The sequence below is a fragment of the Streptomyces sp. CC0208 genome (assembly GCF_003443735.1).
Lineage (GTDB): Bacteria > Actinomycetota > Actinomycetes > Streptomycetales > Streptomycetaceae > Streptomyces > Streptomyces sviceus.
The window spans coordinates 821,104-840,824 of the sequence record NZ_CP031969.1 but is presented as its reverse complement, the minus strand read 5'-3'; the positions used below and the strand labels follow the sequence as shown (position 1 = coordinate 840,824).

18 protein-coding genes are annotated in these 19,721 nt (G+C 72.2%); 7 read left to right on the top strand and 11 right to left on the bottom strand.

Features of this window, described 5'->3' with window-relative positions; all coding sequences use genetic code 11:
• Positions 1-14: 14 nt before the first annotated feature.
• The 6 genes from D1369_RS03900 to D1369_RS03875 form a co-directional block, all read right to left on the bottom strand.
• Positions 15-425 (bottom strand): nuclear transport factor 2 family protein, encoded by a 411-nt coding sequence (locus tag D1369_RS03900; RefSeq protein ID WP_007386454.1) that lies wholly within the window; start codon positions 423-425, stop codon positions 15-17.
• Between the two features lie 2 nt (positions 426-427).
• Entirely contained in the window at positions 428-1,234 is an 807-nt protein-coding gene (locus tag D1369_RS03895) for an MBL fold metallo-hydrolase (RefSeq protein ID WP_007386455.1), read from the bottom strand.
• Between the two features lie 36 nt (positions 1,235-1,270).
• Complete coding sequence (locus D1369_RS03890; protein ID WP_007386456.1) at positions 1,271-1,882, bottom strand: DsbA family protein; 612 nt, start codon at positions 1,880-1,882, stop codon at positions 1,271-1,273.
• Between the two features lie 125 nt (positions 1,883-2,007).
• Positions 2,008-2,502, bottom strand: coding sequence for a MarR family transcriptional regulator (locus D1369_RS03885; RefSeq protein ID WP_037903953.1), 495 nt, complete (start codon positions 2,500-2,502; stop codon positions 2,008-2,010).
• Between the two features lie 59 nt (positions 2,503-2,561).
• Complete coding sequence (locus D1369_RS03880) at positions 2,562-3,548, bottom strand: aldo/keto reductase (RefSeq protein WP_007386458.1); 987 nt, start codon at positions 3,546-3,548, stop codon at positions 2,562-2,564.
• A gap of 135 nt (positions 3,549-3,683) precedes the next feature.
• Positions 3,684-5,738 carry a nitrate- and nitrite sensing domain-containing protein gene (locus D1369_RS03875; protein WP_037902246.1) on the bottom strand — a complete coding sequence of 685 codons (2,055 nt, stop codon included), beginning with the start codon at positions 5,736-5,738 and terminating at the stop codon, positions 3,684-3,686.
• A 234-nt stretch (positions 5,739-5,972) separates the two neighbouring features.
• Between D1369_RS03875 and D1369_RS03870 the strand changes: the two genes are divergently transcribed.
• Positions 5,973-6,713 (top strand): NAD(P)H-binding protein, encoded by a 741-nt coding sequence (locus D1369_RS03870; RefSeq protein ID WP_007386460.1) that lies wholly within the window; start codon positions 5,973-5,975, stop codon positions 6,711-6,713.
• A gap of 133 nt (positions 6,714-6,846) precedes the next feature.
• Here D1369_RS03870 and D1369_RS03865 read toward each other — a convergent pair whose 3' ends face one another.
• From D1369_RS03865 to D1369_RS03855, 3 genes are all read right to left on the bottom strand, one after another.
• Positions 6,847-7,764, bottom strand: coding sequence for an RNA polymerase sigma-70 factor (locus tag D1369_RS03865; RefSeq protein ID WP_118083116.1), 918 nt, complete (start codon positions 7,762-7,764; stop codon positions 6,847-6,849).
• A 344-nt stretch (positions 7,765-8,108) separates the two neighbouring features.
• Positions 8,109-9,230: a PP2C family protein-serine/threonine phosphatase gene (locus tag D1369_RS03860; protein ID WP_118082260.1), complete on the bottom strand. Its 1,122-nt coding sequence runs from the start codon at positions 9,228-9,230 to the stop codon at positions 8,109-8,111.
• A 228-nt stretch (positions 9,231-9,458) separates the two neighbouring features.
• Positions 9,459-11,171 (bottom strand): helix-turn-helix domain-containing protein, encoded by a 1,713-nt coding sequence (locus D1369_RS03855; protein WP_118082259.1) that lies wholly within the window; start codon positions 11,169-11,171, stop codon positions 9,459-9,461.
• 259 nt (positions 11,172-11,430) lie between these two features.
• Between D1369_RS03855 and D1369_RS03850 the strand changes: the two genes are divergently transcribed.
• From D1369_RS03850 to D1369_RS03825, 6 genes are all read left to right on the top strand, one after another.
• Complete coding sequence (locus tag D1369_RS03850) at positions 11,431-13,170, top strand: FAD-dependent monooxygenase (RefSeq protein WP_118082258.1); 1,740 nt, start codon at positions 11,431-11,433, stop codon at positions 13,168-13,170.
• A 51-nt stretch (positions 13,171-13,221) separates the two neighbouring features.
• Positions 13,222-14,091, top strand: coding sequence for an intradiol ring-cleavage dioxygenase (locus D1369_RS03845; RefSeq protein ID WP_037902254.1), 870 nt, complete (start codon positions 13,222-13,224; stop codon positions 14,089-14,091).
• Positions 14,088-15,155, top strand: a complete 1,068-nt coding sequence (locus tag D1369_RS03840) for a maleylacetate reductase (RefSeq protein ID WP_118082257.1) — start codon at positions 14,088-14,090, stop codon at positions 15,153-15,155. The genes D1369_RS03845 and D1369_RS03840 overlap by 4 nt, the downstream gene beginning before the upstream one ends.
• A 43-nt stretch (positions 15,156-15,198) precedes the next feature.
• Positions 15,199-16,113, top strand: coding sequence for a YceI family protein (locus tag D1369_RS03835; RefSeq protein ID WP_007386467.1), 915 nt, complete (start codon positions 15,199-15,201; stop codon positions 16,111-16,113).
• Positions 16,114-16,162: 49 nt separating this feature from the next.
• Complete coding sequence (locus D1369_RS03830; protein WP_037902257.1) at positions 16,163-16,570, top strand: DUF3224 domain-containing protein; 408 nt, start codon at positions 16,163-16,165, stop codon at positions 16,568-16,570.
• Positions 16,571-16,735: 165 nt separating this feature from the next.
• A complete protein-coding gene (locus tag D1369_RS03825; protein WP_007386469.1) occupies positions 16,736-17,842 on the top strand; it encodes an FAD-dependent oxidoreductase in 1,107 nt (368 codons plus the stop codon).
• 28 nt (positions 17,843-17,870) lie between these two features.
• On the opposite strand, the gene D1369_RS03820 is transcribed toward D1369_RS03825, so the two are convergent.
• A complete protein-coding gene (locus D1369_RS03820) occupies positions 17,871-18,569 on the bottom strand; it encodes a response regulator transcription factor (RefSeq protein ID WP_007386470.1) in 699 nt (232 codons plus the stop codon).
• 300 nt (positions 18,570-18,869) lie between these two features.
• Entirely contained in the window at positions 18,870-19,715 is an 846-nt protein-coding gene (locus D1369_RS03815) for a helix-turn-helix transcriptional regulator (RefSeq protein WP_007386471.1), read from the bottom strand.
• Positions 19,716-19,721: the final 6 nt, after the last annotated feature.

The following is a 19,721-nucleotide window of genomic DNA, read 5'->3' as shown; positions in this document are numbered from 1 at the left end:
CCGCCGCCGCGGTCTCAGGCCGTCATGGCATCACGGACGAGTGCCGTGTCGACGAACTGCTCGAAACGGACGATGAGCCCACCCCGCACGACGAAATGGTGCGCGACGCGGACGTCGATCGGCTTGCCCGTGGCCCTGTGGGCCGCCGTGTAGCGAGCGAGGACGACGACGTTCTCGCCGTCGACGACGTAGGTGTCGTCGTGGGCGGTCCACCCGTCCCAGTCCTTGCCGAGCCGCTCCATCACCTGCGATGTGACCCCGTCGGGGGTGCGATAGGTGCCGGCCAGGGGGAAACCTGCCATCTCGGTCCACTCCACGTCGGGTGCGAGGGTGGCGCGCAGGGCCTTGAGATCCCCGGCGGCGGAGGCCAGGTACTGGCGGCGTACGACGTCGGCGGGGGCGGTGGAGGTGGCGAACTCGCTCATGGTCAGCCCCACTTCATCTCGCCCTTGGCGACCTTCGCGCCGATCTGGGCGGCGATCAGCATGCCGTTGTCCGGGTACCGCTTGACGAGTGCCTCGGTGAGCGCGGCACCGTCGGCGGCCTTGGCGAGCTCTTCTTCGAAGGCGAGGAGGTAGTCGCGGGTGGCGGTGATGGCGGAGGCGTCGGCGGGGGCCCCGGGCAGGCGGTGGCCGGGCACCACGAGCCGGGGGTCGAGGGCCGCCATCTCGTCGAGCAGGCCGATCCACGCCTCGCGGTCACCGGGGGTGGGTGTGTCGGCGACCCAGACGTGCTCCTGCTGGAAGAGCAGGACGCCGCCGAGCAGGGCGCGGGACTCAGCCTGCCACAGGTAGTGGCGGTCGGGGAGGCCGGCCGGGCCGCCCTTGAGCTCGAAGCGGTGGCCCTCCAGGGTGAGGTCGCCGGTCAGGGGCTGAAGGTCGACCAGGCGGGTGGGCAGGTTCGCGCCCAGCGCGGCCCAGGCCTTGAGCTTGCCCTCGTAGGAGTGCTGGATGTGGTCGATGACGAGCGGGGTCGCGACGAACCTCGCCTCCGGGAAGGCGTCGGCCAGGACCTCGGCGCCGAAGTAGAAGTCGGGATCGGCGTGGCTGACGAAGACGGTGGTCAGCGTCTTGCCGGAGTCGAGAATCTCCGCGACCAGGCGGTGGCCGTCGGCGCGGGTGAAGGCTGCGTCCACCAGCAGGGCCTCCTGCTCGCCGGTGACGAGGGTGGCCGTCTTGTTCTTGCTGCCGACGGGGAAGTCGAGGTCGAGGATCTTGAAGTCGAGGGTGCTCATGGAAGGGGTCCTAGCTCTCGGAGAGGGGGTGACGGGTCAGGAGAGGCCGCTGAGCCGCCGGTCGATCTCGTCGGCGGTGGCGCGGCCGCGGGCCAGCGGGACGGCCTGCTCGCCGTCGACGGCGAGCAGGGTGGGGAAACCGGTGACACCCAGGTCGGCGGCACGACGGAAGTCCGCCTCGGCCTCCGCCCGCGCCTGGGGTGCCTGGAACGCGGCGACCACCGTCTCGGCGTCCAGCCCGGCGGCCGCGGCCAGCGTCCGGTAGGTGGCCGGGTCGGACAGGCTCAGGCCGTCGAGGTAGAAGGCCGTCTGGAGCTCCGCGGCCAGTTCCGGCGCGCGCTCGGGAGCGGCCCCGCGCAGCGCGGCCACGCCTCGGGCGGCGGCCTCGGAGTCCATGACGAACGAGCCGTCGGCGATCAGCCGCTCGTAGGCCTCGCCGAACCGTGCGCCGGTCAGCTCCGCGATCTGGGCGTTGGCCCCCTGGACATAGCCGAACTCACGGATCGGGACCCGGCGGCTGCCACTGAACAGTCCGCCGGTGACGACCTCGACCGGCAGTTCGGGATGCCGGGAGATCACCTCGCGCAGCGTGGCCGAGAAGCCGTGGGACCAGCCGCAGTAGGCATCGAAGACGTAGACGAGCTTCATCGAGGACCTCGGGGGACGTGGTGCCCGCCTGGTGCGGACGCTCACCCTGGCAACATTATCTGACGCGTCAGATATTTCAACCGGGAGAAGCCCAGGTGAGTGACGCGCGTCTCAGGGCGTCGCGCTCAGGGCAGCAGCGGCAGGGAGTCCCGGGCCGCGTGACTGAGGATGCGCAGGTCCTCCGCGAAGCGTCCCCGGTGGGCGGCGGGCAGGGGCTCCAGGAAGTACCGCCTGATGTTCTCCACGTGCAGCCGGGAAGCGCGTACGACGGTCTCCTCGCCCAGGGGCGTCAGGTGCACCAGGCGTCCGCGCCGGTCGTCCGGGTCCGTCACGCGCCGTACCAGGCCCGCCGCCTCCATCCGGTCCACCAGCCGCGTCGCTCCGCCCGTGCTGAGCACCTGCTCCTGACCGATCGCCCGCATCGACAGTCCCGGCTCGCCCGCCCGGCCCAGGATCAGCAGCACTTCGTACATCAGGTGGCTGATCCCGCACTCCTCCTCGATCCGCCGGCCCAGGATGTACTCCAGCCGGTTCGCGGCGCCCTGCAGCCGGCCGAACGCCAGGACCAGCTCGTCGTCGGCCGCCTCCTTGGCGGTCGTGATCTCCCTCTGTGCGTCCAGCTCGCTCACGGCACCTCCGTATGTCCCTAGAGGCGGAACCTATCGCGGTTGATCGTGTCTCACCGGACGTGCACCGGCGCCCGTTCGTCCAGGAGTCCTTCGCCCCGCAGGTCGTCCCACAGTTGCGTGGGGATCTGCGCGCCGAACGCCGCCGTGTTGGCGCGTACTTCCTCCGCCGTGCGCATGCCGACGACGATCCCCGCGACCGCGGGATGGCGCAGCGGGAACGCCATCGCCAGCTCCGGGAGGGTCACGCCGTGGGCCTCGCAGACGTCGGCGATGCGGTGCGCACGGCGCAGCAACCGCGGGGCGGCGGGGGCGTAGTCGAAGGTGCTGCCCTCGGTCGGGCGGGCGGTGGCGAGCAGCCCGGAGTTGAAGACCGACGCCGCGAGGACCGAGACCCCGCGGTCTGTGCAGGCGGGCAGGAACTCGTCCAGGGCGCTGTGGTCCAGGAGTGTGTAGCGGCCGGACAGCATCACGACGTCGACGTCCGATTCCCTGACCAGACGGGTCAGTTTGCCGGGGTGGTACATCCCCGCGCCGATCGCGCCCACCACGCCCTGGGCGCGGAGTTCGGCGAGGGCCGGGTAGCCGTCGCGCAACGCGTCCTCGAAGTGTTCCTCCGCGTCGTGCAGGAACAGCACGTCGATGCGGTCCACGCCCATCCGCTCCAGCGAGTCCGCCACGCTGCGCAGCACACCGTCCCGCGTGAAGTCCCACACCCGGCGATGGGTGGCGGGCACCGCGAAGCTCTCGTCCGTACGGCCCGCCGGGTCCTGCGGCACCAGCAGCCGGCCGACCTTCGTCGACAGGGTGAACTCCTCGCGCGGCCGGTCCCGGAGCAGGGCGCCGGTGCGGCGCTCGGAGTGGCCGATGCCGTAGTGCGGGGAGGTGTCGAAGTAGCGGATCCCGCTGTCCCAGGCCGCCTCCAGGGCGCCCGTGGCCGTCTCGTCGTCCAGCGGTGCGAAGAGGCCACCGAGCGGACCGCCACCGAAGCCCAGCTCCGTGACGTGCACATCGGTCTGCCCGAGACGGTTCCGCCTCATCCCGTTCCCTTCGTGCGGTCGACGCCCAGCGATCATCCTGCCGTGGCGGGAGCCCCGCGGCCAAGGCGATTCAGCGCGCGGGGCTCACTCCGGCCACCACAGCCGTACGGGCAGGCCGCCGGTGTCGGCGGCCGCCTACCTGTCGTTCCAGGCCTCGTACCCGCGGGCGGTGCCCTCGGGGAAGCCGGTGTCGGCGTAGGCCGCCAGGGCCATGGTGTCGACGTCGGACTCCGTTCCCGGTCCTCGATAGGTGATCGTGTCCGGGAGCATCGCCAGAGCCGTCGTGCCCTGTCCCTCCTCGGACGGGCGCAGTTGGACGCGGATGCCGTGCCGGTCGGCGAGCCGGCCGACCACGTACAGGCCCATGCGCTGGGAGATCGCCGCGTCCACGGTGGGCGGCTCGGCCAGGTGGTGGTTGATGTCGGCCAGCTCCTCCGGCGGCAGCCCGATGCCCCGGTCGTGGATCTCGACCATGATCCGGCCGTCGGGCAGCCGCGCCGCGGTGACCCGGACCCAGGACTGCGGCGGCGAGAACGTCGTCGCGTTCTCCAGGAGCTCGGCCAGCAGGTGCACCAGGTCGGTCACCGCGCGGCCGTGGATCTCGGCCTCCGGGACACCCGACAGCTCGACCCGTTCGTACTGCTCGACCTCCGAGGCCGCGGCGCGGATCACGTCGACCAGGGGCAGCGGCTGGTCCCACTGCTGGGCGGGGGTCTCGCCGCCGAGCACGAGGAGGTTCTCGCCGTTGCGGCGCACACGGGTGGCGAGGTGGTCCAGCTTGAAGAGGTTCTCCAGCTGGTCCGGGTCGGCCTCCTTGCCCTCCAGGCTGGTGATCAGGGCGAGTTGACGCTCGATCAGGGACTGGTTGCGGCGGGCCAGGTTGCTGAAGATCGTGTTGATGTTGGCGCGCAGCAGGGCCTGTTCGGCGGCGAGCCGGACGGCCTCGCGGTGCACGTGGTCGAAGGCGCGGGCGACCTCGCCGATCTCGTCCGTGGTGGTGATCGGGATCGTCGCCACCTGGGCGTCGACCCGGCCGGGGATGGCCCGGGTGAGCTGGGTGAGCAGCGCGGGAAGACGCTGCTGGGCGATCTCGTGGGCCGAGGCGCTCAGCCGGCGCATGCTGCTGCTCATCGTCCGGGCCACCCAGGCGGCGAGCAGGAACGCGGCGAGGACCGAGGCCAGTACCAGGGCCGCGTTGAGGACGGCGTCGTTGCGGGCGTCGTCGGCGATGCTGTGGGCGTCCGCCAGCGCGCTGTCGGTGAGGTACACCTCGACACCGCGGTACGCGTCGAAGCTGAGGGTGGAGGCGGCGAAGAACGTCTCGGGTGTGATGCCCTGCGCGGCGAGCTGCGCCGCCGACTTGCCCGAGGCGATCTCGCCGGCCATCTTCTCCAGGCTCGGCGGGGCCACGAAGGTCCTCCCCGCCGCCTCGGCCTGCGTCCGGGCCTCGGCGGCCTGTTCCCTGCCCCGCTTCTCCGCGTCGGACAGCGCCTTGCGCAGCCGGGTCATGTCCCCGGCGGTGCCGGCGCCGGCGTACTCCTGGAGCGCGACCTGTTCGAGATAGACGTAAGAAGTGAACGAGCCGAGCTGGGACTGCAGTTCGCCCGGGGCGAGCTTGCCGCGGTCCTCGACCAGGAGGTGGGTGCCGATCGCCCGGATCAGGGACTCGGCGGCCTGGGTGAGGGAGACGGCGTACAGGGTGCGGCCGAAGCTCGCCTGGTTGCTGCTGCCGAAGCCGAGCTCGTTGGAGAGCTCCATCAGCGGGTGCTGGACGGCGTGGTAGCTCTCCTCGGTCTGCACGCCGGTCAGCCGGGAGGTGAAGGCGTTCGCGCGCACGGACGCGAGCTGCTTCTCGCCGATGCGGACGAGCTCGACCCGGCGCAACAGTCCCGCGGTCTGCGGCATCCGCCGCACCGCCTCGTCGAACGTCCTCGCGTCCGTGTCGGTGACCGTGCGGGCCTTTGCGACGACGCTCGATGTCCGGTCGCCCTTGACCAGGGGGATGACCGACACATCGCGCTCGTCGATGGCGTCGCTGGCGTACTTGTTCGCCGCCTGGACCAGTTCGGCCACGCGGACCGCGTCGTCGGCGTCCTGCCAGGTGTCCACGGAGCGCTTGACCCGTATGCCGCCGAGGACAAGAGCCACGATCACCGGGATGAGGAGGATGGCCTGGAGTTTTCTGGCCACGCGCCAGTTGCGGGTTCCCCAGCCCCGGCGGGTGTCAGTCGGTGTGTTCGACAAGTTGGCCTCACGCTTCTGGTTCGCCTCGCGTCCACCCCTAAGAACGCGGCGCACCGGGGTGGTTGTTCAGATCGGCCCGCTGTCGGCCGTTTCGTCCACGTCGGATGCCGCCCCACTGTCACAGATTCCGCCGCCGTCCTGTCCTGCTTGGGGAATCCCGAACACAAGAAGGAGACAGAGATGAAGATCGTCGTCGTCGGAGGTACGGGCCGCATCGGGTCGCAGGTGGTGAGCCTGCTCCAGGACCGCGGTCACGAGGCCGTGGCGGCCGCGCCCAGCACGGGCGTCGACACCCTCACCGGGGAGGGCCTGGCGGAGGTGCTCAAGGGCGCGGACGTGGTCGTGGACGTGGCGAACTCCCCGTCCTTCGAGAAGGAGGCCGCCCTCGACTTCTTCACACGGGCCATGCGCCATCTCACCGCGGCGGAGCGGGAAGCCGGTGTCCGCCACCATGTGGCGCTCTCCATCATCGGCGTCGACGAGGTGCCCGAGCTCGGCTACTACCTGGCCAAGGTCGCCCAGGAGGAGGCCGTGCGCGCGAGCGGCGTGCCCTTCAGCATCGTGCGGGTCGGGCAGTTCTTCGAGTTCGTCGCGCCGGTGATGGACCTGACCACCCAGGGCCAGGAAGTGCACCTGCCCTCCACGCAGCTGCGCCCGATCGCCGCCGCGGACGTCGCCGCCGTCGTCGCCGAGACGGCCCAGGGCGAGCCCGTGAACGGCCTGCGCCTGAAGGCGGGCCCCGAGATCCACCGCCTGGACCGGCTCGCGGAGATCACCCTGGCGGCGAAGCCGGACGGCCGCTCCGTCGTCACCGACGAGAACGCCGGCATGTTCGCGGGCATCCCGGACGGCGTCCTGACCGGCGACGACACCGTGGACACGGCGGCCACCCGCTACGAGGACTGGCTCAAGCGGAACTGACCCCGGCCGCGGACCGGACCGGCTCCGGGTCACCGCTCCGCACCAGGAGGGGCCGGGCCGGGTGAGCAGGGGGATGACGGGGTCCGGCCGCCGAGGGCACGGACGACACGGCCCCGCGGCGGCCGCACCGGGTCTAGGGCTCCTGGCGTACGAGCCGGTCCGACGACCGCTCGTACGCCCGGAGCTTCTCCGGCGCCAGCACCCAGTACAGGCCGTCGATGCCGTCCGCCCCGACCGTGGCGCTCACCAGGCCGACGGTCACCCCGTCCTTGCGGATGAGCAGGCTGGGCAGGCCGTTGGCCTCGGCGAAGGCGAACTCGGCCCCCGGGATGAGCTTGTCGACGAAGGCGCTGATCCTGGCCACCCGGCCCGCGCCCACCACCTCCAGGCGTGCCACGCCGCGCAGCCCGTTGCCGTCCGCGTAGGCGACCACGTCGGCCGACAGCACGCTCTCCAGAGCCGCCACGTCACCGTGCCGCGCCGCCGCGACAAAGGCGTCGAGCAGCCGGCGGTGCTCCGCCGTGTCGACGGGACCCCGGCGCTCGGCGGACAGCCGCTTGCGTGCCCGGCTGACGATCTGCCGCACGTTGGCCTGGGTCAGCTGCACGATGCCCGCGATCTCGTCGTACGGGTAGTCGAACGCCTCCCGCAGCACATAGGCCGCCCGCTCCACGGGATTCAGCTTCTCCAGGACCAGCAGCACGGCCAGCTCCAGCGCCTCGCCGCGCTCCGCGCCGACCTGCGGATCCACACTGGTGTCCACGGGCTCCGGCAGCCACGGCCCGACGTACGCCTCCCGGCGCACCCGCGCCGACTGGGCCACGTTGATCGCCAGCCGGGTGGTGATCTTCGCCAGGAACGCCCCGGGATTGAACACCGTGTTCCGGTCGGTGTCCTGCCACCGCAGCCACACGTCCTGCACCACGTCCTCGGCCTCGGACACACTGCCCAGGATCCGGTACGCGATCCCGAAAAGCCGGGGACGCAGTCGCTGGAACGCGTCCGCCTCCGCGTCGAGAGAGCCGTCGGCCTGCGGCGGAAGCTTGTCCATGGAGCCGATGCTACGGCGGCCGCGCACCCCGCCGGGGTCACCGGCCCACGGCGAGGCGGCGGCTCGGGCGCCCGGCCCGGCGACTTCCGGTCCCTCGCGGCCGCGCTCGTCGGCCGCGCGGTGCCCGGACTCCGCCGGTGCCGAACCCGGTCGCCGCCCTGGCGCCGCAGGCCCTGCGTGTCTCCGGCGAACTCACCGCCGGCATCCGGCCGTTGCCGGCCGGCCGCGCGCCGCCCTCGTCGAGCGCATCGTGCCGGGCATCACCGCCGTGACCGAGACGCTCGGGTTCTACGAGCAGTTCCCCTCCTGAGCCGCTCGGTGCACTGGCGGACGGCTGAGCGGCCTCACTGACGCGGGGAGCGGCGGACCGTCAGGACGGCGACGTCGTCGTGCGGGCCGCCGCGGCCGGCGAACGCGCGGGCGTCCTCGTGCAGGGCCTGCGGCAGCTCGGTGGGGGAGAGGCCGACGTACGTCGACAGGCGCTCGTCCACGGGGTAGAAGGTGCCGTCGTCGGAGCGGGTCTCGGTCAGGCCGTCGGTGCTCAGCAGCAGCGTCGCGCCCTCGGGGAAGTCGAACCAGCCCACGGTGGTGGGCTCGTGGGCGAGCTCGGCCAGGCCCAGCGGGACGCCGGGATCGAGCTCGGGCGTGCTGACCGTCCCGTGGTGCAGCACATGCGGCAGGACGTGTCCGCAGTTGACGGCCTGCACCTCGGTCTCCGCGTCGACGCAGATGATGAGGGCGGTGACGAAGCGTTCGTCGTCGCCGGTGTGTGCGGCATACGAGTTGTGCCGCACCACGGCCGCGTCCAGGACGTCCACGAGCGCCGTGAGGGTGGGTTCGCGATGGGCCGCCTCCCGGAAGGCGCCGATGACGGCGAACGCGGAGCCCACCGCGGCGAGCCCCTTGCCCTGCACGTCCCCGATCAGCACCCGGGTCCCGAAGGGCGAGTCGACGACGTCGTAGATGTCCCCGCCGACCAGCCGCTCCTCCTGGAGCGGCTCGTAGACGCCGTTGACCAGGACGTCGTCGGTCAACAGGGGGAGGGGATGCAGGATGTGCCGCTGCATGGCCGCGGCGGTGGAGCGCAGCCGCAGCATCGCGTCCTCGCGTCTGATCCGGCGATGGCATCCGTAGACGGAGGTCGCGGCGAGGACGACGGTGAACAGGATCAGCAGGAGCCGGTCGAACCAGTGGCCCCCGTCGCGGTCCCGCACCAGCACGCTGGCGGTGACGACGACGGTCGTCCACACGGCGACGAACGTGGTCTGCCGGACCGTTCCCAGGGCTGAGGCAGCGCCCGGCAGGAACACCAGGAGCCCCAGGAGCCACACCTCGGACCCGGACACCACGCCGAGGACCTCGACCAGGGCTGTCACGCCCGCCACCCCGGCGACCAGTTCGGCGTCGCCCGGCGGCTCGATGGCGTCGAAGGTGTCGCCGGGTCTCTTACGGCGGCTACCGGTCATGCGCGCTCCCGGGCAGGTGGTGATCTGTCTCTACGGTATGCAGGCCCGGACCGGCCCGGAGCGGCGCCCCGCCGGTCGGGGCCGTCCGCTCAGCGCCTTTCTTGTGTGCGGCGGGGGCGGGGTGGGGTACCGGTACCGGGTGGGCGCGGCGCGGTCCACCACGGCGGCCCTCCCCGTCGATCACGGCGGCCACCTCCGGCTCGCCGCCCATCACGGTCGACCCCGGCGTCAGCCCTCGTACTCCCGCAGTTTGCGATACAGCGTCGCCCGCCCGATGCCGAGTGCCGCCGCCGCGCGGGACTTGTTGCCGCCGTGGCGGTGCAGGGTCTCCAGGATCGCGGCGCGCTCGGCGTGTTCCATCGGGCTGAGCGGCCGGGCGGCGGGGCCCTCCCGTACGGTGTCCGGCAGTTCGGCCCTGCGGACCGGTCCTGAGGCCCGCCGGTGTTCCGCCAACGCCTGCACCACATGGGCCAGTTCGGTGACGTTCCCGGGCCACGGATGTTGTTCGAGCGCGCGCAGGGCGTCCAGGGTCCAGGTCAGTGGAGGACTTCCCGGCGCGGGTCGCGGCGCGAGGGCCGACAGCAACTCCCTGATGTCCTCGGTGCGTTCCCGCAGCGACGGCAGTACGACCGTGCGGGCGGCCAGCTTGTCGAGGAGCCGCTGGAGACAGGGGCCGGGCGGAGTTCCCGGGGTGTGGGTGATCAGCAGCCGGGCGTCCGGGTGCGTGTCGAGCAGGGAGTTCAGCGTGGCCACGGCGGGCTGCGTCAGCCGCTCGGCGTGCCGGAGGAGCAGGGGGCTCCCGGCCGCCCAGTGCGCCAAGTCCCTTTCGAGATCGCCGTGTTCGGCCGCGTCGATCAGCTGAAGGTCGCCTGGTCCCAGCAACTCCCGGGCCAGCGCGGTCTTCCCCGTCCCCCGTTCACCGGTCAGCAGCACGGGTTCGGGGGAGCGGGCCAGTTCGGCCGCGCGCTCCACGGCGTACCGCCACGGAAGGGAGGAGCCGGTCAGACAGGGCAGCGGGCGTGGCCGGGGCCTCGGGGTGGTCTCGTCCCGCGGCTCCAGGACGGCCACGATCCCCACGACCGCGCCCTCCTGACGCACCAGGTCGATCCGGGCGCTGCACCCCGCTCCTTCGGGCAACTCGGCGATCGCCGGCGCATCCGTGTGCCGTGCCGCCATCGCCGTACGCTCGAGAACCCGAAGCACCTGCGGGGTCGCCAGCCGCTCCGCCGCCGCGCTGATCAGGCGGTTGCGGCCGTCCAGCGCGGCCACCGCGCGGCTCTCTCCTCGCGCGGCGCGCGAGTAGGCGTCCAGGAGGACCTGTTCGGGGCGTCCCGCGCGGGCCAGCAGTGCCGCCTCGACCGCGGCGGCGGCGGCCTCGACGAGCGCAGCCTGCGGGTGGGGCGGGTGTCCGCCGCACAGGCGGGAGGCGACGGTGAGCGTGCCGAGTGCCTGACCGCTCTTCGGCGCGAGAACCGGGACGCTGACCGCCGACACGTCCTGCCACACGTCGAGGAAGTGCTCGGGCCCGTGCACCTCGGCCCGGCGCCGGCTGCGCAGGGCGAGGGCCGCGCTGTTGTGACCGACCTCCTGCTCCGACAGCCCCGGGCACGGGGCGAGTCCGGGCGTGCTCCCGGACGTCCACAGCACGCGCAGCCGCGCGTCGGTGAGGAGGAGGACGCAGTGGCCGGCGCCCAGCGCGGGGGCGATCCGTTCGAGCACCGGACGGGCGGCGCCGAGCAGCGCCGACTCGGTCGGCCGGGGCGGATCGGCGGCGGGCTCCTTCAGGTCGTGCGGCACCCCGAAGAACCGGGCCCGCCGCCACGCCGCGAGGACCTCCTCCGGCACACCGTCGGGCAGCGGGCGCCCAGCCAGGAAGCGCTCGCGCGCCACTCGCAGCGGTGGGCGGGCGTGGACTGCGGGGGAGGGCTCTGTGGTGGTCACGACCCACCCACCGTAGCGGTTTCAGTTGAACGGACAACGACCACCCCGGGACGGCACCCCGGGGCGGCACCCCGGGGCGGCACCCCGGTGCCGGTTACGGCGACTGCCCGGACGGGGGGGCACGCCGTCACCCCCACGCTCGCCGAGCCGCCCACCCCGCCGCGCAACCAATTGACTCGTTTTGAGACACCCGCACCGGGCCGAACCCCACCATGATCAATACCGTCCGCCATCCGTGAGCCCCCGCCAGGAGCGCCTCGTGTCCACCGTCGTCGAGACCGACGTCCTGATCGTAGGCAGTGGGCCGGCCGGAGCCTCGGCCGCGCTCGCGCTGAGCACCTACGGCGTGTCCAACATCGTCGTGACCCGCTACGCGAGCCTCGCCGACACCCCCCGCGCGCACATCACCAACCAGCGGACGATGGAGGTGCTGCGCGACCTCGGTGTGGAGCAGGACGTCATCGCGCAGGCGACCCCGCAGCACCTGATGGGCAACACCACCTTCTGTACCGGCCTGGCCGGCGAGGAGCTGGGCCGGGTGCGCTCCTGGGGCAACGACCCGCTCGTCCAGGCCGCCCACGAACTCGCCAGTCCCACCCGCATGTGCGACATGCCGCAGCACCTCATGGAGCCGGTCCTCGTCGACGCGGCCGTCGCCCGCGGCACCAGCCTGCGCTTCCAGACCGAGTACCTCTCCCACGCCCAGGACGCCGACGGCGTGACCGCCACCGTGCGGGACCGGCTGCGCGGGGACACGTACGAGATCCGCGCGAAGTACCTGATCGGTGCGGACGGCGGCCGTTCGAGGGTCGCCGCGGACGCCGGGCTTCCGATGAGCGGCCAGATGGGTGTGGCCGGCAGCATCAACATCGTCTTCGAGGCGGATCTCGCCAAGTACACCGCCCACCGGCCTTCCACCCTCTACTGGGTCCTCGCCCCGGGCGCGACCGTCGGCGGCATCGGCGCGGGCCTGGTGCGCTGTGTGCGGCCCTGGAACGAGTGGCTGATCGTGTGGGGGTACGACGTCACGGCGGGCGCCCCCGACCTGACCACCGAGTACGCCGAGTCCGTCGTACGCCAGCTGGTCGGCGACGACGAGATCCCCGTGACGATCAAGTCGTCCTCGGCGTGGACCGTCAACGAGATGTACGCGGAGACCTACTCCGCCGGCCGTGTCTTCTGCGCCGGAGACGCCACCCACCGCCATCCGCCGTCCAACGGCCTCGGCTCCAACACGTCCATCCAGGACTCCTACAACCTCGCCTGGAAGCTGAAGCTCGTCCTCGACGGCACGGCCGCACCGAAGCTCCTCGACACCTACACGGCCGAACGCGCCCCCGTCGGCAAGCAGGTCGTCACCCGGGCCAACCGGTCCATCGGCGAGACCGCCCCGATCTTCGAGGCCCTCGACGGACTCTCCCCGCAGACCCCCGAACAGCTGTGGGCCAACATCGCCGCCCGCAAGGACGCCACCGAGGCCGCCGAGAAGCAGCGAGCCAGGCTGCGCGAGGCCATCGCCTTCAAGGTGTACGAGTTCAACGCGCACGGCGTCGACCTCAACCAGCGCTACGCCTCCGAGGCGATCGTCCCCGACGGCACCCCCGACGAGACCTTCGCCCGCGACCCCGAGCTGCACCACCAGCCCACCTCCCGCCCCGGCGCCCGCATCCCGCACGCCTGGCTCACCTCCGGCACCCGCACCCTCTCCACCCTCGACACCGTCGGGAAGGGCCGTTTCACCCTGCTGACCGGCATCGGCGGCGAGGGCTGGATCCGGGCCGCCGAGGCGCAGGACGTCGAGATCGCCACCGTGGTCGTCGGTCCCGGGCAGCAGTACGAGGACCCGTACGGCGACTGGGCGCGGCTGAGCGAGATCTCCGACGCCGGCGTCCTGCTGGTACGGCCCGACGGGTTCGTCGCCTTCCGCCACGCGAGTGCCGCCCCGGACGCCGAGGCGCTGCTCTCGGACGCGCTGCGGCGGATCCTCGGTCACGCCTGAGAACGCGCGACCATGGCAGAAGCGGAACGCCGTCGAGCACGAGGAGCCGGGATGACCAGCGACGCGATCGGAACCAGCGTCACCGAGGAGGCCGTCGCGAGCCTCCACGCGAGCGCCGATCCACGACTGCGCGAACTGCTCGCCGGTCTGATCGGTCATCTGCACGACTTCGTGCGCGAGACCCGGCTCACCCAGGAGGAGTGGGAACAGGCGATCGCCTTCCTGACGGCGACCGGGCAGAAGTGCACCGACACCCGGCAGGAGTTCATCCTCCTGTCGGACGTCCTCGGCCTCTCCATGCTCGTCGAGACCGTCAACGGCGACCGCGTACCGGGCGCCACCGAGTCCACCGTGCTCGGCCCCTTCCACATGACCGAGTCGCCCGTCCGGGAACTCGGCGACGACATCGACCTGGTCGGCGGCGCCGAGCCCTGTGTGGTCAGCGGCCGGGTCCTGTCGGCGGACGGCACCCCGCTGCCCGGCGCCGTCCTCGACGTCTGGCAGGCCGACGACCGGGGCTTCTACGACGTCCAGCAGCCCGACGTACAGCCCGCGGGCAACGGACGCGGACTGTTCACCGCCGACGCCGGGGGCCGCTTCTGGTTCCGCACCTGCGTCCCGGCGCCCTACCCGATCCCCACCGACGGCCCGGTCGGTGACCTGCTGCGCGCGACGGGCCGGCACCCCTACCGGCCCGCGCACATCCACTTCATCGTCGGCGCCGAGGGCCACACCCCCGTCACCACCCACATCTTCGTCGCGGGCAGCGACTACCTCGACTCCGACGCCGTCTTCGCCGTGAAGAAGAGTCTGGTCCAGGACTTCGCGACGACCGACGACCCGTCCCTGGCCGCGGAGTTCGGCATGCCCAGCCCCTTCCGGCACGCCCGCTTCGACCTCGTACTGGAGCCGAACGCATGACGTTCATGGGCGACTTCACCTACGAGAGCCGTCCCGTGCGGGTCGTGTTCCGGCCGGGCGCCGCCGTGACCGCGACCCCCGCAGAGGTCGAACACCTCGGCCTGCGGCGGGTCCTGGTGGTGTGCGGCAGCCGGGGCGAGGCCGTCGCGCGGGCGGTGGCGGACGCGCTCGGCGACTCCTGCGCGGCACTGCACGCCGAAGCGCGTATGCACGTACCCGTCGAGGACGCCGACCGGGCCGTGGCGGTGGCCCAGGAGGCCGGGGCCGACGGTGTCGTCGCGGTCGGCGGCGGCTCCTCCATCGGCCTCGGCAAGGCGATCGCCCTGCGCACCGGACTGCCCCTGATCGCCGTGCCGTCGACCTACTCGGGCTCCGAGATGACCCCCGTCTGGGGCCTGACCGAGGGCGGCGCGAAGCGCACCGGCCGCGACCCGAGGGTCCAGCCCCGCAGTGTCGTCTACGACCCCGAACTCACCCTCTCCCTGCCGGTGCCGCTCACCGTGACCAGCGGCGTCAACGCCCTCGCGCACGCGGTCGAGGCGCTCTACGCCCCGGACACCTCGCCGCTGATCGCGCTGATGGCCGAGGACGGCGTACGGGCGACGGCCGAGGCGCTGCCGCTGCTGGCCGTCGACCCCGAGGACCTGGAGGCGCGCAGCCGGGCGCTGTACGGGGCGTGGCTGTGCGGGGCGTGCCTCGGGGCGACCACGATGGGCCTGCACCACAAGCTGTGCCACGTCCTGGGCGGCACCTTCGGCCTGCCGCACGCCGAGACGCACACGGTCGTCCTGCCGTACGCGCTCGCGTACAACGCCTCCGCCGCTCCCGACGCGTTGACCGCGCTGGGCCGGGCACTCGGTGCCGACGACCCGCCAAGCGCCCTGTGGGACCTGGCCGGACGCCTGGGCGCCCCGCGCTCCCTCGCCGAACTCGGTCTCCGGGAGACCGATCTGGCGGAGGCGGCCGTACAGGTGGCGGGGCAGCCGTACGCCAACCCGCGTCCCGTGACCGCGGAAGGCGTGCGGGAGGTACTCCAGGCGGCCTACGAGGGCCGTCGACCGTGAGTCCCGCAGCACAACAGCACGTCCCCTAAGAAAGGTGAACATCATGGCCCTCGCACTCCTCAGGCGCCGGCGGTCCAAGGCTGCCCTTGCCGAGGCGGCGGGCCTCTCCGTCCCCCTCCCCGAAGGCGCGGGCGCCGTGGCCCGCGAGATCGTCGACCCGATGGGCTCGCCCATGCCGGGCGCGGACGTCACCGTCACCGCCCTCGACACCCACCGGGTCGCGGCCCGCGGCACGACCGACCCCTACGGCTACTTCGTGGCCGTACTGCCGCCCGGCCGCTACAGCCTGATGGCCGCGGCCGAGGGGCTCCAGCCGCACCGTGAGACGGTCGAGGTCGGGCCGAGCGGCGCGGGCCCCGCCGAGCGGGTCTGGCTCCAGCCGGCCCAGGCGCTCCAACTGCCCTCGCCCGGTGTCTGGTTGTTCGATCCGCCGCACACCGCGATCCGCTTCATCGCCAAGCACGTCGGCATGGCGCACGTCCACGGCCGCTTCGAGCGTTTCGAGGGCGGCATCCAGGTCGCGCAGGACATGTCCCAGTCCCGGGTCCAGGTCCGTATCGACGCCGCCAGCATCACGACGGGCAACACCACCCGCGACAACCACCTGCGCTCCGCCGACTTCCTCGACGTGGAACGCTTCCCCCACATCGACTTCGTCAGCAGCCGCTTCGCCTACCGGGGCGGCAGCAAGTGGACCCTGCAGGGCAGCCTGACCATGCACGGCGTGAGCCGCTCGGTCGCCCTCGACACGACCTACCTGGGCACGGTCAACGGCGGCTACGGCGAGGAACTGCGCTGTGCGGCTCTCGCGACGGCCGAACTGCACCGCGAGGACTACACCCTCAACTGGAGGTCCATGCTCGCCCGGGGCATCGCGGTCGTCGGTCCCACGGTCCAGCTGGAACTGGACGTCCAGGCGATGTACCGCACCCACGACACGCCGACCCCGCCGGAGTAGACGGGACGGACAGCCGGGCATTGTCAGACCCGGTCGGTACGGTCGGCCCATGAGAGCCGACGGAACATTCAGCGTGAAGGCGTTCGTCCCGACCGAGCTGACGCCCGAGCCCGCCGTGGCCACCGGGCTCCCGGTCGGCGTCGCGACGATGGAGAAGCACTTCGAGGGCGAGGTCGCCGGCCGCTCGGCGACCCTGTTCACCGCCGCGTACGACCAGGAGTCCGGCGTCGGCACCTATGTGGCCATGGAGTCCTTCGAGGGCTCGGTGCACGACCGGTCCGGCGCCTTCAACTTCGCGCACTCGGCGACGACTTCCGGCAGCGACCGCACCGCGGAGTTCTTCACGATCGTCCCCTCCAGCGGCACCGGGGACCTGGCGGGGATCTCCGGCACCGGGGGTCTCACGGTCGACGCGGACGGCACCCACCGGATCTGGCTCGACTACGAGCTCGACTGATACGCGGGCCGAGGGCCGAACCGAGGAGGACGTTCTCCACGGAAAACTCACACGACCGAACCAAAACTTTATGTTTCAAGCGTTACGCTCGCCGTCATCCGAGTGCTCGGGGGAGCGGCTCGTCCGCCATGGCACTCCCTCCCCCCACGGTTCAGGAGACTCGGTGTGAGTGACGGCGACGTAGTGGTGATCGGCGGCGGCTATGCGGGCGTCCGGCTGGCGAAACGACTGGACACGAGGGCCCGGGTCACGCTGGTGGACCGCAAGGAGGTCTTCTTCCACCGTATCTCCTCCCTGCGGGCGGGAGTTCGCAAGGAGTGGAGCGCGACCCCCTTCATCCCGTACGACCGGCTGCTGAACCGTGGCCAGGTCGTCGTGGGCAAGGTGCTGCGCATCGACACCGCCGAGCGACGGGTCGTGCTGGCCGACGGCACGCGGCTGCCCTACGACGTGGTGGTGATCGCGACCGGCGCCGACTACCCGGAACCGGCCCGCTTCGCCGGCACCACCACCGAGGAGGCGATGAAGTCCTTCGCCGAGCACCAGCAGAAGATCGCCTTCGCCGAACATGTCCTGGTCGTCGGCGGCGGGCCCTCCGGTGTCGAACTCGCCGCCGAGATCCGGCTGGCCCGGCCGGACGCCCGGGTCACGCTCGCGCACTCCGGCCCCGCGCTGCTGAGCAGCACGGGCAGCGAACGGGCCGGCCGCAAGGCGCGCGCCTGGCTGGAGTCCCACAACGTGGAGGTACGGCTCGACTCCTTCATGTCCCCGGGCAACGACTTCGGCACCTACCGCGACGCCCGCGGCGACGTCATCACCGCGGACCTCTCCTTCTGGGCCACCGGCACCACCCCCAACACGCTCTGGCTGCGCCTGGGCGGACACGGCGACTGGCTCACGCCCTCAGGGCATGTCAAGGTCGACCGCTCGCTGCGGGCCGAGGGGCAGCTGGACGTCTTCGCGGTCGGCGACGTCAACGACGCCACCGAGCTCAAGATCACCCCGGCGGCGCTCGCCCAGGCAGACCTCGCCGCCTGGAACATCCGCACGCACCTGAACAGTTCGGGCCGGCACCGCAAGGAGCCCCGCCTGTACCGGCCCTTCCACCGCACCCCGCTGATCGTGCCCTTCGGCGCCGCCGACGGCGTGACGATGCTGCCGGTGCCGGGCGGCGAGACGGCGGTGCTGGGCAGCCGCACCAGCACCCTGGCCAAGGCGAAGACCCTCATGACGCCGTACATGAGGCGCCAACTCGGCTATACGGCGGCTTGATCGGGGACGGGAACCTGGAAGAGGGTTTTCAGGCGTGCAGGACGTGCTGCTGTGTGGGCCGGACCAGTCCTGACTCGTAGGCGAACACCACCGCCTGGACCCGCCCGCGGGCGCCGATCTTGGTGAGGATGTTGCTGACGTGGGACTTCACGGTGGTCGGGGCGATGCAGAGCCGGTCGGCGATCTCGGCGTTGGACTCGCCGGAGGCAACCGCGGTGAGCACGTCGCGCTCGCGTCCGGTGAGGGTGCCCAGCCGGTTGCCCGGCACGGAGTTCTCGACGGCGCGCCGGTTGCGGACGGCGTCGATGAGGGCGCGGGCGAGTCCGGGGGAGACGACGACGTCACCGGCGGCCACGACCCGGACGGCCGCGACCAGTTCGTCGGCGGTGGCGTCCTCGCGAAGATGTCCGGCGGCTCCGGCGCGCAGGGCGCCGTACGGGTGGGCGTCGTCGCTCGTGGTGAGCAACAGGACGTGCGGGGCGTGCCCGTCCGGCGCCTGGACGAGGCGGCGGACGGTCTCCACTGTGTCCGTGCCGGTGCCGGTGCCGGTGCCGGTGTCGCGGCCGTCCAGCAGGACGATGTCCGGTCGGAGCAGGGCGCTCAGCCGGACCGCTTCCGGCCCGTGAGCCGCCTCGCCGACGACGGTCAGGTCGGGCTGGGACTCGAGGAGCATTCGAAGGCCGACACGCTGAAGTGACTGGCCGGTGGCGATGAGGACGCTGGTCATGGCGTGCTCCATCCTCGTCCAGCGGAGAAGCATGCTGAACGAAACGGTTTCGTTCTCGTTGAGCTCAGACTAGACCCGGCGCTATCGAAACGGGAGCGTATCTATCGTGGGGTGGGTCACATTCCGTTCGCGTTTCGGGGCTCGGGGGTGTCGTCGTGGCTGGTGAGGAGCGGGGACAGCGTGTCGCGGCGCCGTGCCGGGGGCGGCGGTGAGCGCGGCCCGGCCTCCCGGGCAGAGCCGGACGTCGCCGGGCTCGCCCGCCGTCGCGGTGCGGCATCCCGGCGGCCCCCAAAAGCCGCGCTAGCCGCTCTCCACCAGGCTCTGCGTGCCCAGCACCGAGATCAGCCGCAGCTTCTCGGCGGCCTCGGTGCCGGGCTCGGCCGAGTACACGAGGATGTGGAGGTCGTTCTCCTCCACCCGGAGCAGGTCGCAGTCGAGCGTGAGCGTGCCGGCCTGCGGATGCTCGATCGTCTTGTGCGAGGCGGCGAGACGGCCCACCACCCCGGCGTCCCACAGTTCGGCGAACCTCTCGCTTCTGGTGCGCAACTCCGCCACCAGCAGCGCGAGTTGACGGTCGGCGGGGTAGCGGGCAGCGGTGGCGCGCAGTTCGGCGACCATCCCCGCCTCGAAGGCGAGCCGTTCCTCCGGGGTGTGCCGTACCCGGGTCGGCATGCCCGTGAAGTTGCGCCACACGCCGTTGCGTTCGAAGCCGCGCAGGACGGACGGATCACCCATCAGGGCCGCGTACATCGGGTTGGCCAGCAGCAGCGTCATGGCCGCGTCGGAGACCGCCACGGGGGTGTCGACCAGCCGGTCCAGCAGCCGCTGCACACTGGGCGTGATGAAGCCGGGCACGACGTCGGGGCCCGGCGGCACCAGTCCCGCGAGACCGAAGAGGTACGTCCGCTCGTCCCCCGAGAGCCGCAACGCCCGGGCCAGCGCCTCGACCACCTGCACGGACGGGTTGGCCGCGCGCCCCTGTTCGAGCCGCGTGATGTAGTCGGCCGAGATGCCGGCCAGCAGGGCCAGTTCCTCGCGCCGCAACCCGGCCGCGCGCCGATGGCCCCCGGACGGGAGCCCGGCCGCGTCCGGGGGGACCCGGTCGCGCCAGCGTCGCAGCGCCTGTCCCAGTTCTGTTGCCGCCATGCTCCT

Excerpts from the sequence above, each read along its gene's own strand:
- D1369_RS03860 (WP_118082260.1), bottom strand. The coding sequence starts at position 9,230 with ATGACCGGTAGCCGCCGTAAGAGACCCGGCGACACCTTCGACGCCATC.
- D1369_RS03895 (WP_007386455.1), bottom strand. The coding sequence starts at position 1,234 with ATGAGCACCCTCGACTTCAAGATCCTCGACCTCGACTTCCCCGTCGGC.
- D1369_RS03900 (WP_007386454.1), bottom strand. The coding sequence starts at position 425 with ATGAGCGAGTTCGCCACCTCCACCGCCCCCGCCGACGTCGTACGCCGC.
- D1369_RS03865 (WP_118083116.1), bottom strand. The coding sequence starts at position 7,764 with ATGGACAAGCTTCCGCCGCAGGCCGACGGCTCTCTCGACGCGGAGGCG.
- D1369_RS03830 (WP_037902257.1), top strand. The coding sequence starts at position 16,163 with ATGAGAGCCGACGGAACATTCAGCGTGAAGGCGTTCGTCCCGACCGAG.
- D1369_RS03890 (WP_007386456.1), bottom strand. The coding sequence starts at position 1,882 with ATGAAGCTCGTCTACGTCTTCGATGCCTACTGCGGCTGGTCCCACGGC.
- D1369_RS03820 (WP_007386470.1), bottom strand. The coding sequence starts at position 18,569 with ATGACCAGCGTCCTCATCGCCACCGGCCAGTCACTTCAGCGTGTCGGC.
- D1369_RS03870 (WP_007386460.1), top strand. The coding sequence starts at position 5,973 with ATGAAGATCGTCGTCGTCGGAGGTACGGGCCGCATCGGGTCGCAGGTG.
- D1369_RS03840 (WP_118082257.1), top strand. The coding sequence starts at position 14,088 with ATGACGTTCATGGGCGACTTCACCTACGAGAGCCGTCCCGTGCGGGTC.
- D1369_RS03845 (WP_037902254.1), top strand. The coding sequence starts at position 13,222 with ATGACCAGCGACGCGATCGGAACCAGCGTCACCGAGGAGGCCGTCGCG.
- D1369_RS03835 (WP_007386467.1), top strand. The coding sequence starts at position 15,199 with ATGGCCCTCGCACTCCTCAGGCGCCGGCGGTCCAAGGCTGCCCTTGCC.
- D1369_RS03880 (WP_007386458.1), bottom strand. The coding sequence starts at position 3,548 with ATGAGGCGGAACCGTCTCGGGCAGACCGATGTGCACGTCACGGAGCTG.
- D1369_RS03815 (WP_007386471.1), bottom strand. The coding sequence starts at position 19,715 with ATGGCGGCAACAGAACTGGGACAGGCGCTGCGACGCTGGCGCGACCGG.